The 16,600-nt window shown below is 57.4% G+C and carries 12 protein-coding genes; 8 read left to right on the forward strand and 4 right to left on the reverse strand.

Annotated elements, in window-relative coordinates:
• Nucleotides 1-24: 24 nt before the first annotated feature.
• The 5 genes from V3W27_RS23445 to V3W27_RS23465 all read left to right on the forward strand — a co-directional run bounded on the left by V3W27_RS23445 (nt 25) and on the right by V3W27_RS23465 (nt 5,248).
• Nucleotides 25-714, forward strand: a complete 690-nt coding sequence (locus V3W27_RS23445) for an ABC transporter permease (protein ID WP_177409065.1) — start codon at nt 25-27, stop codon at nt 712-714.
• A 21-nt stretch (nt 715-735) separates the two neighbouring features.
• Entirely contained in the window at nt 736-1,629 is an 894-nt protein-coding gene (locus tag V3W27_RS23450) for a glycine betaine ABC transporter substrate-binding protein (RefSeq protein WP_330207657.1), read from the forward strand.
• A gap of 12 nt (nt 1,630-1,641) precedes the next feature.
• Nucleotides 1,642-2,295, forward strand: a complete 654-nt coding sequence (locus V3W27_RS23455) for an ABC transporter permease (protein ID WP_007965673.1) — start codon at nt 1,642-1,644, stop codon at nt 2,293-2,295.
• On the forward strand, nt 2,292-3,449 hold the full coding sequence (locus V3W27_RS23460; protein WP_027610804.1) for an osmoprotectant ABC transporter ATP-binding protein OsmV: 1,158 nt from the start codon (nt 2,292-2,294) through the stop codon (nt 3,447-3,449). Before V3W27_RS23455 ends, V3W27_RS23460 begins: the two co-directional genes overlap by 4 nt.
• Before the next feature lie 635 nt (nt 3,450-4,084).
• The gene (locus V3W27_RS23465; RefSeq protein WP_027610803.1) at nt 4,085-5,248 is read left to right on the forward strand and encodes a type III PLP-dependent enzyme; all 1,164 of its coding nucleotides are present in this window, start codon (nt 4,085-4,087) and stop codon (nt 5,246-5,248) included.
• A gap of 47 nt (nt 5,249-5,295) precedes the next feature.
• On the opposite strand, the gene V3W27_RS23470 is transcribed toward V3W27_RS23465, so the two are convergent.
• The 4 genes from V3W27_RS23470 to V3W27_RS23485 all read right to left on the reverse strand — a co-directional run bounded on the left by V3W27_RS23470 (nt 5,296) and on the right by V3W27_RS23485 (nt 10,072).
• A complete protein-coding gene (locus V3W27_RS23470; protein WP_330207658.1) occupies nt 5,296-6,174 on the reverse strand; it encodes a hypothetical protein in 879 nt (292 codons plus the stop codon).
• 47 nt (nt 6,175-6,221) lie between these two features.
• Complete coding sequence (locus V3W27_RS23475; protein WP_330207659.1) at nt 6,222-8,438, reverse strand: alpha-xenorhabdolysin family binary toxin subunit A; 2,217 nt, start codon at nt 8,436-8,438, stop codon at nt 6,222-6,224.
• Nucleotides 8,439-8,639: 201 nt separating this feature from the next.
• The gene (locus V3W27_RS23480) at nt 8,640-9,395 is read right to left on the reverse strand and encodes a tetratricopeptide repeat protein (RefSeq protein WP_330207660.1); all 756 of its coding nucleotides are present in this window, start codon (nt 9,393-9,395) and stop codon (nt 8,640-8,642) included.
• On the reverse strand, nt 9,392-10,072 hold the full coding sequence (locus tag V3W27_RS23485) for a Fe2+-dependent dioxygenase (protein ID WP_330207661.1): 681 nt from the start codon (nt 10,070-10,072) through the stop codon (nt 9,392-9,394). Before V3W27_RS23485 ends, V3W27_RS23480 begins: the two co-directional genes overlap by 4 nt.
• Before the next feature lie 207 nt (nt 10,073-10,279).
• Between V3W27_RS23485 and V3W27_RS23490 the strand changes: the two genes are divergently transcribed.
• The 3 genes from V3W27_RS23490 (at nt 10,280) to V3W27_RS23500 (ending at nt 16,595) form a co-directional block, all read left to right on the forward strand.
• Nucleotides 10,280-12,601 carry a TonB-dependent receptor gene (locus V3W27_RS23490; RefSeq protein ID WP_096795326.1) on the forward strand — a complete coding sequence of 774 codons (2,322 nt, stop codon included), beginning with the start codon at nt 10,280-10,282 and terminating at the stop codon, nt 12,599-12,601.
• Between the two features lie 236 nt (nt 12,602-12,837).
• Nucleotides 12,838-15,366: a sulfite reductase flavoprotein subunit alpha gene (locus V3W27_RS23495; protein WP_330207662.1), complete on the forward strand. Its 2,529-nt coding sequence runs from the start codon at nt 12,838-12,840 to the stop codon at nt 15,364-15,366.
• 284 nt (nt 15,367-15,650) lie between these two features.
• Nucleotides 15,651-16,595 carry a sce7726 family protein gene (locus V3W27_RS23500; protein ID WP_330207663.1) on the forward strand — a complete coding sequence of 315 codons (945 nt, stop codon included), beginning with the start codon at nt 15,651-15,653 and terminating at the stop codon, nt 16,593-16,595.
• Nucleotides 16,596-16,600 lie beyond the last annotated feature (5 nt).

The following is a 16,600-nucleotide window of genomic DNA, read 5'->3' on the forward strand; positions in this document are numbered from 1 at the left end:
GCTATCCGCTATGGCAAAGGGCTGATGGGAGGTGCGGTGGTTATCGCGCTCCTGGCCCTGCTGATCCACTGGATCGGCATCAACACGATCGAACACTACCGCGACGATTTGTTGTTTTACCTGCAAGCTCATCTGATTCTCGTCCTCGCTTCAATGCTGGCCGCCCTGGTCGTGGGCATCCCCGCCGGTATCTTCCTCAGTCGCCCGACCATGGTCGGCCGCGCTGAACGCTTCATGCAGATCTTCAATATCGGCAACACCGTGCCACCGCTGGCCGTACTGGCGATTGCCTTGGGGATTCTCGGCATCGGCAGTGGTCCGGCGATCTTCGCTTTGTTCCTCGCGTCCCTGTTGCCGATTGTGCGCAACACCTACGAAGGTCTGAAAAACGTTCAGGGTTCGCTGAAGGAAGCCGCCGTCGGCATCGGCATGACCCCGCGCCAGGTGCTGTGGAAAGTCGAATTGCCCAACGCCGTGCCGATCATCATCGGTGGCGTGCGCGTGGCACTGGCGATCAACGTCGGCACCGCGCCGCTGGCCTTCCTGATCGGCGCCAACAGCCTCGGCAGCCTGATCTTCCCTGGCATCGCCCTGAACAATCAGCCGCAACTGCTGCTCGGCGCCGCGTGCACAGCGCTGCTGGCCCTGCTGCTCGATGGCGTGGTCACCCTCGCCAGCCGTCTCTGGCTGGAACGCGGTTTGCGCCCGTCTTAAGGCTTTTGCGAAGGAATACTTATGAAACGATTTAGCTTGATCTTAGGCTGCATCATGCTGTTCGCAGGATTTGCCCAGGCGGCGGAAAAACCGCTCATTCGCCTCGGCGCCCGGGTGTTCACCGAGCAGACCCTGCTCGCGGAAATCACCGCGCAATACCTGCGCAGCAAAGGCTACGACGCGCAGATCACCGGCGGTCTGGGCAGCAACCTCGCCCGCAGCGCCCACGAAAGCGGACAACTGGACATGCTCTGGGAATACACCGGCGTGTCATTGGTAGCCTACAACCATGTCACCGAAAAACTCGACAGCGAACAGTCCTACGCCCGGGTCAAAGAACTCGACGCGAAAAAAGGCCTGGTCTGGCTGACCCCGTCGAAATTCAGCAACACCTACGCCCTCGCCCTGCCGAAAAAAGTCGCCGAGGAGTATCCGCAGATCAACACCATCAGTGACCTGAACAGGGTGCTGCGCGATGAGGCCAAGACCAATCACCTGGTGGCGCTGGACACCGAGTTCGCCAACCGCTCCGACGGTCTGGACGGCATGGTCAAGCTCTACGACATGAACCTGACCCGCAAGAACATCCGCCAGATGGACGCCGGGCTGGTCTACACCGCGCTGCGCAACGGCCAGGTGTTTGCCGGTCTGGTCTACACCACCGACGGCCGCCTCAACGCCTTCGGCTTGAAGCTGCTGGAAGACGACAAGCATTACTTCCCCGACTACACCGCCGCGCCGGTAGTGCGTCAGGCCTACCTCGATGCGCACCCGCAACTGGTCGAGCAACTCAAGCCGCTGGCGCAACTGTTCGACGACGAAACCATGCGCCAACTCAACGCGCGGGTCGACGTCGATCATGAGAGCCCGTCGAAAGTGGCAGCGGATTTCCTGCGCCAGCACCCACTCAATTAAGGAGGAAAAGTCATGGAATTTCTGAACGCCTTTTCCCACCTCGACTGGCAGCAGGTGATGCACCTGACCTGGCAGCACATCACCCTGGTCGGCATCGCGGTAACGCTGGCGATTCTCATCGGTGTGCCGCTGGGCATTCTGATGACGCGCTTCCCGAGCCTCGCCGGTCCCTTGCAGGCCAGCGCCACGGTGCTGCTGACCGTGCCGTCGATTGCTCTGTTCGGCCTGCTGCTGCCGTTCTACTCCAAGTTCGGCCAGGGCCTGGGGCCGATGCCGGCGATTACCGCAGTGTTCCTTTACTCACTGCTACCGATCATGCGCAACACCTACCTCGCCCTGACGGGCGTCGAACCTGGCATTCGTGAAGCCGCACGCGGCATCGGCATGACCTTCGGCCAGCGCCTGCGCATGGTTGAGTTGCCAATTGCAGTGCCAGTGATCCTCGCCGGGGTGCGCACCGCGGTGGTGATGAACATCGGCGTGATGACCATCGCCGCGACCATCGGCGCCGGTGGCCTTGGCGTGCTGATCCTCGCCTCCATCAGCCGCAGCGACATGTCGATGCTGATCGTCGGCGCGCTGCTGGTCAGTCTTCTGGCGATCTTCGCCGACCTTCTCCTGCAGTGGCTGCAACGTACGCTGACTCCAAAAGGACTCCTCAAATGATCGAACTTCAAAACCTCAGCAAGACCTTCCAGAGCAACGGCAAAGATGTCAAAGCCGTGGACTCGGTGAGCCTGACCGTCAATGAAGGCGAAATCTGTGTGTTCCTCGGGCCATCGGGTTGCGGCAAAAGCACCACGCTGAAAATGATCAACCGCCTGATCAAGCCGACCTCGGGGAAGATCCTGATCAACGGCGAAGACACCACCGACCTCGACGAAGTCACCCTGCGCCGCAACATCGGCTACGTGATCCAGCAGATCGGCCTGTTCCCGAACATGACCATCGAAGAGAACATCGTCGTGGTGCCGAAACTGCTCGGCTGGGACAAACAGAAATGCCACGACCGCGCTCGCGAACTGATGAGCATGATCAAACTGGAACCCAAGCAGTATCTGCATCGTTACCCGCGTGAACTGTCCGGCGGCCAGCAACAGCGCATCGGCGTGATCCGCGCACTGGCGGCGGATGCGCCGCTGTTGCTGATGGACGAGCCGTTTGGTGCGGTCGATCCGATCAACCGCGAGATGATCCAGAACGAGTTCTTCGAGATGCAGCGGGCGCTGAACAAGACCGTGATCATGGTCAGCCACGACATCGACGAAGCGATCAAGCTTGGTGACAAGATAGCGATCTTCCGCGCCGGCAAACTGCTGCAGATCGATCACCCGGACACCCTGCTCGCACACCCGGCGGACGACTTTGTCAGCAATTTCGTCGGTCAGGACAGCACCCTCAAACGTCTGTTGCTGGTGAAAGCCGAAGACGCGGCGGACAACGCGCCATCGGTCAGCCCGGAAACCCCGGTGGCCGATGCGCTGGAGTTGATGGACGAACATGATCGCCGCTATGTGGTGGTCACCTGTGCCGAGAACAAGGCGCTGGGCTATGTGCGTCGTCGCGACCTGCACCGCCAGACCGGCACCTGCGCGCAGTACCTGCGTGAGTTCAACGCCACCGCGGCGTACGACGAACACCTGCGCATCCTGCTGTCGCGGATGTACGAGTTCAATCGTTCGTGGTTACCGGTGATGGATGCCGAGCGGGTGTTCCTCGGTGAGGTGACGCAGGAGTCGATCGCAGCCTATCTGAGCTCGGGGCGTTCGCGCGGGATGAAGACCAATATCGTCTCGCCGGCTGAGGCTGTAATCGCGTAAAAACTCCAAACCTGTGGGAGCGGGCTTGCTCGCGAATGCGTAGTGGCCGTCGGCGGTGATGTCGGCTGTGAAAATGTCTTCGCGAGCAAGCCCGCTCCCACAGGATTCGTGCAATTTCCTGATGATTCGCAGGGCGGAAAAGAATCTCAACAGCTGCGTTCACAGAGCCTCTGCAAACACCCGCTCCCAAACGGCCAAAATCCCCCTCACACCCACCTCTCGCCGCCAACGTCGCCGATGTTGCGCCTATCGCACTTACCCACGAGTTAGTCGACAAAAGCCGCGAACGTGCAGGTATTTTTAACACATGAAAATTCCCGGGGAACATCTGTCCGTCATCTCGGTCGGCTACAAAGAGTGATATCCGCGACGTACGTCAGAAGCGTGCAAAAACGCGACATTTTTAGTTGATCTCAGGCCCCTCACGCCCTAAAGTTCGCGCCGAACGTCCATGCTGGAAACGATCCATCCGGCTCAAGTACTGACGACGAGACAGCAAGGCCAAGGGCAGATACGCCCGTGGCCTTTTTGCTTTCGGCGACATGCCTTGGGAAGTAGGCGAACCAAAGTGGGGATACGGAGGGCGTTCATTTGCACCCATTGTTTTTACGAGTTTGCCCATAGGAGCTCCCAGCATGTCGATCCAGGTCGAAGACTATTTCGCGCGCGAAACCTTTCAGAAAATGAAGGCGTTCGCCGACAAACAGGAAACCCCGTTCGTGGTGATCGACACCGCGATGATCAGCCAGGCCTACGATGACCTGCGCGCCGGTTTCGAATTCGCCAAGGTCTACTACGCGGTCAAGGCCAACCCGGCTGTCGAGATCATCGACCTGCTCAAAGAGAAAGGCTCGAGCTTCGACATCGCCTCCATCTATGAGCTGGACAAAGTGCTGAGCCGTGGCGTCAGCCCGGACCAGATCAGCTACGGCAATACCATCAAAAAGTCCAAGGACATCCGCTACTTCTACGAGAAGGGTGTGCGCCTGTTCGCCACCGACTCCGAAGCCGACCTGCGCAACATTGCCAAGGCTGCGCCGGGTGCGAAAGTCTATGTGCGCATCCTCACCGAAGGCTCGACCACCGCTGACTGGCCACTGTCGCGCAAGTTCGGCTGCCAGACCGACATGGCCATGGACCTGCTGATCCTCGCTCGTGACCTGGGTCTGGTGCCTTACGGCATCTCGTTCCACGTTGGTTCGCAGCAGCGCGACATCAGTGTCTGGGACGCGGCGATCGCCAAGGTTAAAGTGATCTTCGAGCGCCTGAAAGAAGAAGACGGCATCCACTTGAAGCTGATCAACATGGGTGGCGGCTTCCCGGCCAACTACATCACCCGCACCAACAGCCTGGAAACCTACGCCGAAGAGATCATCCGCTTCCTGAAAGAAGACTTCGGCGATGACCTGCCGGAAATCATTCTGGAGCCGGGCCGTTCGTTGATCGCCAACGCCGGCATTCTGGTCAGCGAAGTCGTGCTGGTCGCGCGTAAATCCCGCACCGCCGTTGAGCGTTGGGTGTATACCGATGTGGGCAAATTCTCCGGCCTGATCGAAACCATGGACGAGGCGATCAAGTTCCCGATCTGGACCGAGAAGAAAGGCGAGATGGAAGAAGTGGTCATCGCCGGCCCGACCTGCGACAGCGCCGACATCATGTACGAGAACTACAAGTACGGTCTGCCGCTGAACCTGGCCATCGGTGATCGTCTGTACTGGCTGTCGACCGGTGCTTACACCACCAGCTACAGCGCCGTCGAATTCAATGGCTTCCCGCCGCTGAAATCGTTCTACGTGTAATACGTAGCGATTGAGAAAAAGGCCCATGAGCAATCATGGGCCTTTTTTTATGGGCGCAGCCACGCCTCAAGATGATCGAGCATTGCCATGCACTCATTGGCGTTCTCGGTCATCGCGGCGAGTTTGAAATTCAGCTCACTCAGTTTCACCGCAGACTTCGCCTGCAAGAGTTGATTGCACACGTTGTCGAGGCGCTGATAAAGCGCTTCGATGAATAGCCCCATCTGCGTATTCACCGACACGAATCCATTGAATAACGCCGCGATATCAGCCTGGTATTCAGCCGCCCTGATGGCCGGATCGGTCGATGTATAAGCCAGATCCCAGACAGGCGTCGTCAATGAATCGCCAAACAACCCTTCGGCAACGGTTGGCGTCGCATGACACAGGCAGGAGCGGTGATCCATAGCGCCGAGAAACACTGACTTCAAGCCAAATGACTCGTCGTACACTTCCACGACCGTGTATTTCAGCTGCCGTATCTCGACCTGCAGCGCATAGAAACGCAGTGCCAGTTCGTGGATCAGGTCAGGCACATCCTCTGCTGGGAACAACTGCCAGCTGGTCGACCGCGAAAGGCTGAACAACCGAAAGTCCACCTGGCTGACAGGCTCGTGTCTGGAGGTGTTGCCTGTGATATCCAGTGCTTCGCGGGTAAACACTTGCAGATCCCCTAGATACCCTGCGCCAAGACGCCTCGACGCTTCGGTACGCGCCCAGAAATCCTGCAGATAGCGCTGATTGAACCGGGCGTTCTCCAGACGCGAGTCTTTGGCCAGGACGGCCAATTGATGCCCTGCCTTTCTCCGGCGCTCGAAGACCAGCGGTATCGCATTGAATGTCGTCGGCAAGGTGCCGAGAAATCGCCCGTAACGGTCCAGTACACGCCGTTGCATCGCTGAAAATTCATAAGCCAAAGCATTCATGCCGTTTCAGGAAAGGCAGGCTAGTCGCCCACCTTTCCAGCTCCTTGTTATTGATGAATGCTCTGTAGATGCCTGGCGACTTCGGCGACTCGATCAATCGCTGCTTGCGCCCGGGTTTCAACGGGAAGCGCAGTGTTCTGTCTGAAATCATTGGCGAAGCGGGTAAAGTCATCGATCAGAACGCTGAACTCCCCAGCGTAAGCCGCACGGCCGTCGTCCAGTTGATCCAGGGTTTCGACCAGCTCAATCCGGCCTTCAATGCGCGCGAGGTCTTTGCTGTATTTGTTGATCTGTGCGCGCAGATCACCTGCCTGTTCATTCAGCCGGTTGTACGCTGCCAGCATATTGAGAAAAGAAACGGCCTCGCCAATGCCGGAAATCAGTTTCTTCAGCGTCTCGATAGCCAGCAGGGCAACTTGCACCTGAGGTGGCGCCAATCCCAATGCCTTGAGATTTTCCAGAGACAACTGCGCTTGTTCGCCAATTTTCTCGATGCCAGCCTTGGCGATCAGATCAATACCGTCGGAAACAGACTTCATTTCGGTCGTCAGGTCTGCGAGCTTTTTGTCGGATCTGCCCTTGAGCTCGATCGTGGTGACACGTTCGGCCTTGAGCGTCACGATCCACTCGGCCGAGGCGCTGCGATCGTAATAAGCGCTGATGCTCTTGTGCACGGCTTTCAGATCTTCGGTCTGTACCGCCACCTTGTTGAAGATATTCTTCAGCTCGACCTCCATATCCTCGCGAACTTCGTCCGCGTCGTCTGGATACTCCAGCTCAGCCTGATAGCTGCGCAGTTTTTTCTCGGCGCGTTCCAGATAAATGCCGGTGGCCTGTGCCTGACTCCGCAGATCGTAGGTGGCTTTGTTGATGGCGAGCGCCAGATTGTTCATGGCTCCGACAGTTCCAGGCATGTAATCGAATTGCTCGAAGAGCATCTGAGCCGTGGTATTAAGCGCCTGCACGCCAGCATTATGCTCACGCAGGCGCGCCATGTTAAATGCAGGTACAGCCGAACTAACCGATAGCAAAGACATCATTGACCCACTCCGAACAACCAGCCCACTTCTTTCATATTCCCTGTCAGCCTCTTCAAATACTTTCAGCAACTGATCAGAGCTGACTTTTATCTGCTCCCAGGGATCGATGATACTCAGTAATTGAATCTTGAAACGGCGTAGCGAAGTCGCTTCGAAAATACCGTCAACTTCCTTGAACGACGCCTCGACGTAATCACTGAGGGCATTCCATACCAGCATCAGGTTCTGAGTCGCGACCTCGGCTTCAATCGCCACGTAACTCAAATTCTGCAAATCATCTCGAACCTTGTTCAACGAACTCAGCGTCTGGTTCTTGCTTGCCATACTCTGGTTATCAACTTGCTGCAGTTGCTTCAAGCGATTACGTTCAGAGCGGATTTTCTCGGCCTTGACGCCTTGGTAAATGCCAAGAATCAATCCGCCAATATTCAGGGTGGCCGCCGACTTGATCGCTTCCTGCACCAGTTGATCGTATTGTTTGTTCAGTTCATCAATTTCTTTTGCGCGCTGATCAATGACCTCCTGCAGCGCCTTGATATCGTTCTGATAAGTGTTCCTGGAGACGAACTGCAGTCGCAAGGCAATTTCCGGCAGCACCTTTTCACGCATATCGGCGCCAAAACTGTCCAGCAGGGCCCGAACGCGCTCGGCTTCCTGATGACAATGCGCAACTTTAGCCAACAGGTCATTGAGATACGCCTTGATATCCAGGATATCTTCCGAAGACAGGTCGAGATCAGGCAGACCCGGAATCTGCCGTTGCAGATTCAGGTATTCCTCAGGCGTATTGATGTTGTGCTCTTCGAGATACCTCGAGGCCTTGAGATCCTCATACACTTCAACAATGGCGTTACCCGTGCGGATAATACTGCCGGCAAAGATTTTCAGATCGGTACCGGTCAACATGATCTTTTCGCGCAATGGTGACCAGCGTTTGGCGTGATCATAGGTCATGCTGAAGGTGCGCAGGAAATCTCCCGCTTTCAGGCCCACGCCGCCTTCATCACCCGCACCATAGTTCAGATAGGCAATAACATCTTGCAACCGGACGGGCAGCGAGAGGCCGAGAACTTCATACTTCCTGAGACTGATAATTTGCTCTTTGGTCAGTTGTATACCGGTACCCCGGTTATATTCCTCACCCACGCCCAGCGAGGCATTTACAAATGCCAGAGGCGCTTTCGCGGCGGCCTCGACCACCTTGTCATTTAACTTGAGTTCCATCAAAGACTCCTTGTCTTCCGTGGATATTAATAACGGCTAATTTATTTTCGATGCCGACAAGAAACTTCCAATCACTTGAACAACATCGAACCCGACAGTAGGCAGATACAACTAATTCGCCAAGTTATTAACTATTAAAATTAAATACAAGAACCAGAAAAGCCAACTAACCAATGGCCAACTGAAAGACTTTTTAATGACTCAAGCGACGAGCAATTCCCCAAGCCGCTGCCGATAATCATCGGCCATCTGGCGAATCGACGGATGACGAGCGCTCGATAATGAACCCATGCTCACCCGCAGAAAATTCACGTTCCCTGTAGCCAGTGCCTTGCGCAACCAGCCCAGTGCGTCCTCGATCAATCCAGCCTCAGCCAGCATTGCGGCATAACTGAACTGCCCACGAAAATCTCCGCCCTCGGCCGAGCGTCGGTACCAGTCGCGCGCGGCGACCGGGTCGGCCCGACAGACCAGCCCTTCTTCCAGATAACGCCCCAGCAGGTTCATCGACTTGGCGTGGCCGGCTTCAGCGGCGCGCTGATACAGCCCCAGGGCCTGAGCATGATCCAACGTCACTCCGCGCCCGGTACCCAGCAGGTTGGCCAGGTTGTACATCGCCCAATCCAGCCCCGCGTCAGCGGCGATTCGATAATGCTGCGCGGCAATCGCGGCATTCGCCACACACCCCCAGCCATGTTCATGACAACGCCCCAGCATGTTGCGCGCCATCAAGTGCCCTTGCCCGGCAGCGATACCAAACCAGCGCAGTGCCAAGGGTTGATCCTGGGCGATGCCACGGCCATCGAGCAGGATCTGCCCGAGCAGCGCCTGCGCTTCAACAATGCCCTGGCCGGCCGCGAGCAGAATCGCCTGCGCCGCACGCGCCGGGCTTTCTTCAAGCATGGCGTTGAGCTGGGCGCCGTCGAGTACTTCTTCGCGTCGCAGTTGAAAACTCATACCTCGACCCAGCGCCGCAACAGATTGTGATAGGTGCCGGTGAGGCGGACCAGCGACGGATGATCGGGCATGTCTTGAGTGAGCTGCTGGATCGCCCCATCCATCTCGAACAGCAAGGCGCGCTGGCTGTCTTCGCGCACCAGACTTTGTGTCCAGAAGAACGACGCATAACGCGCGCCGCGGGTGACGGCATTGACCTTGTGCAGGCTGGTGCCGGGGTACAGCACCATGTCGCCGGCGGGCAGTTTCACCCGTTGCGTGCCGAAAGTGTCCTGGATCTCCAGCTCGCCTCCGTCGTAATCCTCGGGTTCGCTGAAAAACAGTGTGGCCGACAGATCGGTGCGCACCCGCTCGATGCTGCCTTTGGGCTGACGCACGGCGTTGTCGATGTGAAAGTCGAAACTGCCGCCCGCCGTGTAGCAGTTGAGTAACGGCGGGAATACTTTGTGCGGCAGCGCGGCCGACATGAACAGCGGATTTTTCCACAGCCGCTCGAGCATCGCTGCACCGATTTCCTTGGCCAGCGGATGGCCTTCCGGGAGCTGCAGATTGTGCTTGGCCTTCGCCGACTGATAGCCGGCGGTGATCTTGCCATCAGCCCAATCCGCCTGCTCCAGCGCCTCGCGGATGCGCTGCACTTCTGCTTTGGCGAACAGGCCGGGGATGTGCAGCAGCATGGCGATCGTACCTGATGGTAAAGGGGTGCCAATGGTATTGATTCTTATTGGCTGTGTAAAACCCGCACGACGGATGAATCGGCAAAAACCGTAAGGTTAAATTGTAAAGAATGTAAATTCGTCGCGAATAACAATGTTTCGCAATTGATACGAATACCTGTTTACCCTATATTCCGCGACCTCAAATCCTTGGGGAGGGGAATTAAAATGTCACGTCAACAGGTTCAATTGCCGGTCAGTTCACCACGTTTGCTTGCTTCGGCCATTGGTGTTGCCATCACCGCCGGCTCTGCTGGCCACATGGTCTTCGCCGCGGAAAAGACCGACAGCAAAGCGTCCGGCAATGCCATCGCTCTGGACGCTACCGCCATCACCGGCGAAGCGCAGGACTCGACGTCCTACCAGGTCGAAAAAGCCTCCTCGCCCAAGTACACCGCACCGCTGGTCGACACGCCGCGCTCGGTCACCGTCATTCCGCAACAAGTCCTGAAAGACACCGGCGCCCTGAACATGCAGGACGCGCTGCGCACCGTGCCGGGCATCACCTTCGGTGCCGGTGAAGGCGGCAACCCGCAGGGCGATCGTCCGTTCATTCGTGGTTTCGACGCCCAGGGCGACACCTACCTCGACGGCGTGCGCGACACCGGTTCGCAGAGTCGCGAAATCTTCGCCGTAGAAAACATTGAAGTCAGCAAAGGCCCGAACTCCGCCATCGGCGGTCGTGGCGCAGCCGGCGGCAGCATCAACCTGGTGAGCAAGAAAGCGCACCTGGGCAATTCGTTTGATGGTGGTTTCACCTGGGGTTCCGACCAGACCCAGCGTTACACCCTGGACGGCAACTACCAGTTCAGCGACACCGCTGCCGGCCGCCTGAACCTGATGAGCCACGAGAGCAATGTCGCCGGTCGCGACAAGGTCGACTACGATCGCTGGGGTATCGCGCCGTCCCTGGCGTTTGGCCTGGGTACCGACACCCGCGTCAACCTCGACTACTACCATCTGGAAAGCAACGACACCCCGGACTCGGGCATTCCCTATACCATTCCGGCCGGCGGTTCGGCAGCACGCACCAAGTCCAACCCGGACAAGCCGTACGCCGGTGGTGATCACAGCAACTTCTACGGTCTGGATCGCGACTTCCGCAAGGGCCGCACCGACACCGCGACCTTCGCCATCGAGCATGACCTGAGCGACTCGCTGACCATCAAGAACACCCTGCGCCACGGCACCAGCATGCAGGATTACATCCTGACCCAGCCGGACGACAGCAAGGGCAACGTCAACAATGGCAGCGTTTGGCGCCGTGCCAACACGCGGGTCAGCAACACCGAGACCACCACCAACCAGACTGATCTGTTCGGCAATTTCTACGTCGCCGGTTTCAAGAACAGCTTCTCCACCGGTGTCGAATACACCCGCGAGGAAGGCCAGAAGTCCTCGTACAACGTCAACACTGACACCACGCCGCGCACCAGCGCTGCGACCACCAATTGCACCCCGTCGATGATTGGCGCATCGAGCGGCTACAACTGCACCTCGCTGTCGAACCCGAACCCGAACGATCCGTGGAACGGCGCGATCTCGCGCAACTACGCCGGCACCGACACCAAGGCCAACACTTACGCGCTGTATGCGTTCGACACCCTGGAGTTGTCCGAGCAGTGGCTGGTGAACATGGGCCTGCGTTACGACCACTTCGACACCGACTACAAGACCTACAACAACGCCGGCACCACCACCTCCAAGGGTGATGACACCAGCGAATTCGTCACCGGTCAGTTCGGCGTGGTCTACAAACCGGCACCGAACGGCAGCATCTACGCCTCCTACGCGACTTCCGCGACACCACCGGGCAACACCCTCGGCGAAGGCCAGGAAGGCAACCCGCTGGGTGGCACCCCGGATCGCAATGGCAACCTGCTCAAGAGCGACATGGAGCCGGAAACCACCAAGAACTACGAAATCGGCACCAAGTGGGATCTGTTGAACGATCGCCTGTCGCTGACCGCTGACATCTTCCGCACCGAGAAAGAAAACGCTCGCGTACAAGTCGACACCACCTCCTACGAGAACGCCGGCAAGACCCGCGTGCAAGGTATCGAGCTGTCGGCCAGCGGCAAGATCACTGACAAGTGGCAAGTGTTCGCCGGCTACGCCTACATGGACAGCGAACAGGTGGACGGCGGTGACCTGCCAGCCAACAAAATCAACAACGGTAACGAGTTGCCCAACACGCCGAAAAACAGCGCCAGCCTGTGGACCACTTATCAGGTCACGCCGAAGCTGACCCTCGGTGGCGGCGCGTTCTACGTCGACGACGTCTACGGCAGCGTGGCCAACACCACGATGGTCGATTCCTATGTACGTTACGACGCGATGGCCGCCTACAAGCTGAGCAAAAACGTCGACCTGCAACTCAACGTGCAGAACCTGACCAATGAAACCTACTACGACAAAGCCTTCTCGACCCACTTCGCCAACCAGGCCGCGGGCCGTACGGCGCTGTTGAGCACCAACTTCCACTTCTGATTGATGCGGTAAATGTGGGAGCGGGCTTGCTCGCGAAGGCGATGTGTCAGTGAAATAGATATCGACTGACACGACGCATTCGGGAGCAAGCCCCCTCCTACAGTTAATGCAATCAGCAGATCCGGCCCCGTTCATTAGATTGAACGGGGCCTTTGTGCGTAATCAAAGAAGCTCTCGACAACCCACGGCATAATGCGCGCCGTGATGACAATTTTCGAACGGACAAGGCGAGCGACGTGTTGAAGAAAACCCTGTTCCAGTTGCACTGGTTTTTCGGCATCACTGCCGGGCTGGTGCTGGCCCTGATGGGCATTACCGGTGCCGCCTATTCGTTCCAGGACGAAATCCTGCGGGCGCTGAACCCGTCGGTGTTGCAGGTGGAAAAACAGGTCGCTGGCGTCCTGCCTCCAGTCGAACTGGTGGAACACATCGAAGCGAACTCCGGCAAGACAGTCGGGATGCTCTGGGTCGAGACCGACAGCGGCAACGCCGCGCGCGTCTACTTCACCCCGCCCAAAGGCGAACGCCGTGGCGAGATGCGCTACTTCGACCCGTACACCGGCGAGTTCATGGGCGATGCCGTGGGCCAGGACTTCTTCGGCCTGATGCTGCAACTGCACCGCTTTCTCGCCATGGGCGATACCGGGCGCAACATCACCGGCGCCTGCACCCTGATCCTGCTGTTCTTCTGCCTCTCCGGGCTGTATCTGCGCTGGCCACGCCAGTGGAACAGCTGGCGCGTGTGGCTGACCCTCGACTGGAAGAAAAAGGGCCGCAGCTTCAACTGGGATCTGCACTCGGTGGCCGGCACCTGGTGCCTGCTGGTGTATCTGCTGCTGGCGTTGACCGGGTTGTCCTGGTCGTACGAGTGGTACAACAAAGGCCTGACCAAACTGCTTTCCGACGCGCCGCAAAACGAGCGTGTGCGCGGCGGTCGCGGCCCCGCGCCAGAAGGTCCGGCACCGACCGCCGACTATGCGGCGATGTGGAGCAGCATCTACAGCGCGGCCGGCCCGGGCCTGTCGGCCTACAACATCCGCATGCCGCCAGTGGCCGGGCAACCGGCGACCGTGTTCTACCTGCTCGACAGCTCGCCGCATGATCGCGCGCTGAACCAGATCACCCTCGACCCGGCCACTGGCGTGGTCAAACGTGTCGACCGCTACGCTGACAAGAGCTTCAAGGCGCAGCTGTTGACCAGCATTTACGCGCTGCACGTCGGCAGCTATTTCGGTCTGGTCGGACGAATCATTGTCACCCTCGCCGCCGTGTGCATGCCGCTGTTTTTCATCACCGGATGGCTGCTGTATCTGGATCGCCGGCGCAAGAAAAAGCAGATTCAGGACACGCGCAAAGGTCTTCAGGCACCGGCCGCTGATGCACCGGCATGGCTGGTGGGTTTCGCCAGCCAGAGCGGTTTTGCCGAGCAACTGGCGTGGCAGACCGCCGGGCAATTGCAAGCCGCCGGGTTGCCGGTGAAGGTGCAGCCGCTGGCGAACGTCAGCGCGCAGGATCTGCGTGAATCGAGTAACGCTCTGTTCGTGGTCAGCACCTTCGGCGACGGCGAAGCACCGGACAGCGCGCGTGGTTTCGAGCGCAAAGTGCTGAGCAACGCTGCAAGCTTCGACGGCCTGAACTATGCGGTGCTGGGCCTCGGCGACCGCCAGTACCAGAATTTCTGCGGTTTCGCCCGACGCCTGCATCAGTGGCTGGGCGAGCACGGCGGCAAGACCCTGTTCGCTCCGGTCGAAGTCGACAGCGGCGACCCCTACGCCCTGCGTCATTGGCAAACCCAGCTCGGACAGCTGACCGGACAAGCGCCGGTCGACACCTGGCAAGCGTCGAGCTACGACAACTGGACGCTGGTCAGCCGCGAACTGATGAACCCCGACAGCAGCGGCGCGCCGGTGTACCTGCTGGGCCTGAAAGCGCCGAGCACCAGCAGCTGGCTGGCCGGCGATCTGGTGGAAGTGCTGCCGCGCAACTGCCCGTGGGCCATCGAACACTTCCTCGACGGCCTCGGCATTCGTGGCGAAACCACGGTGAAGATCAACGGCCTCGAAGAGCCACTGGAAATCGCCCTCGCCAGCCGCCAGTTGCCCGAGCATCGCGCGCATCTGGTCGGCCTGCATGCGCAAGCGCTGGTGGATGCGATGGTGCCGCTGGGCATGCGCGAATACTCGATCGCCTCGATTGCCGCCGACGGCGTGCTGGAACTGATCGTGCGTCAGGAACAACACAGCGACGGCAGCCTCGGCATCGGCTCCGGCTGGCTGACCGAGCATGCGCCCGTGGGCGGCAGCATCAGCCTGCGCGTGCGGCGCAACAGTGGCTTCCACTTGCCAAACGAACCGGTGCCGATGATTCTGCTGGGCAACGGCACCGGCCTCGCCGGATTGCGCAGCCTGCTCAAAGCACGCATCGCCGACGGTCAGCAGCGTCACTGGCTGCTGTTCGGCGAGCGCAATCGTCAGTACGATTTCCTCTGCCGGGCGGAGCTGGAAGAGTGGTTGATCAATGGTGATCTGGCGCGGCTGGACCTGGCGTTTTCGCGGGATCAGGCGCAAAAGATTTACGTGCAGGATCGTCTGCGCGAATCCGCTGACGAACTGAAGAAATGGCTGGCTGACGGTGCGGTGATCTACATCTGCGGCAGCCTGCAGGGCATGGCTTCTGGCGTCGATCAGGTACTCAACGACATCCTCGGTACCGCCGAAGTCGAACGTCTGATCGAACAGGGCCGCTATCGCCGGGATGTTTATTGACGTCTCAAGCGTCCTCTTACTACTCTTCTGCCAGAAATGCGTAGAGTCAGAACTGATTAGGGTCGCGTCTAGCTCTAAAAAAATCGCCGCGCATTCCCGTGGCGTTTTTTCCAATCTGCATTTTCTGCAGCAAATCAGCAGATTTAGTGGCCGCGACAGCATTGAAACCGTAGATTTCTTGGGAAGTTGACGAATCCGTCATCGTAGAAATCGGTATGTGAGCTTGGATCAAAAAGAAGCTTTATACTGCGCCCCAGGTAACGCTCCGACCTGATCGGATGCGAATGAGAGCAAAGGTGTTTGGGGTTAATGACTTTGAAGAAGGGCTTATGTGGAAATCTGTGAAGCAAATTGAGAGCCATGAGCAGGCGGCTATCGCACGGATTTTTTCGGCAGCTGTTTTTCATCAACTAGTAAAAACTGGCCACTCCCCAATGATGGCTCGTTTAATAAAAGAACTAAACTTAGATACTAAGCATTGCAACCTGAGTGTTGGAGAATTCTTAGACAAAGCATTCTCCTTATTAAAGAAAACCGCCTTCAGAAATGAGTACATTTACAAAGCTGCAGTAACTCAAAAAGTTCTTTTGGGAGCACACTCATTGAAAACTGCAGCATTACTACACGAATTCAGAATTGGAAACAACAAAGCTGACTTAGTAATGCTGAACGGTACATCCATAGCATATGAAATAAAATCCGAACGCGATCGACTTGACAGGCTACCCATTCAAGTAGCTTCATACGGCGAAGTTTTTGCAGAAGTTACAGTGCTTTGTGCAGAAAAACACTTAAAAACTGTCAACTCTTGCATTCCTGATTTCGTAGGAATATCAGTACTTACAGAAAGATATCAAATATCTAAAATCCGAAAAGGGATTAATGATCCAGAGCGAACAAAATCCGTATCTATTTTGAATTCTATTACACAAAAGGAAGCCATAGAAATTTTGACACGGATGGAAATCGAGGTTCCAAAGCTCCCTAATACTATGATTTATTCGGCCCTAGTCGAGAAGTTCAAGAATATTCCGTCTACATCTGTTCACGATGAAATGCTTAAAGTTTTGAAGTCGACTAGAAATCTAGCATCACAAGCCGACTCCATCAAAACGATTCCTGCTTCGCTCCGTTTTTTTGGCTTAACAACTCCTTATAAAGAGCACGGCCAAAAAAATCTAATGAACGCAATAAAAACACCTATAACGGAAGCTTTAAACTGGGGATAAAAGGA

Source organism: Pseudomonas sp. AM14(2022), from assembly GCF_036346455.1.
GTDB classification, from domain to species: Bacteria; Pseudomonadota; Gammaproteobacteria; order Pseudomonadales; family Pseudomonadaceae; genus Aquipseudomonas; species Aquipseudomonas putida_A.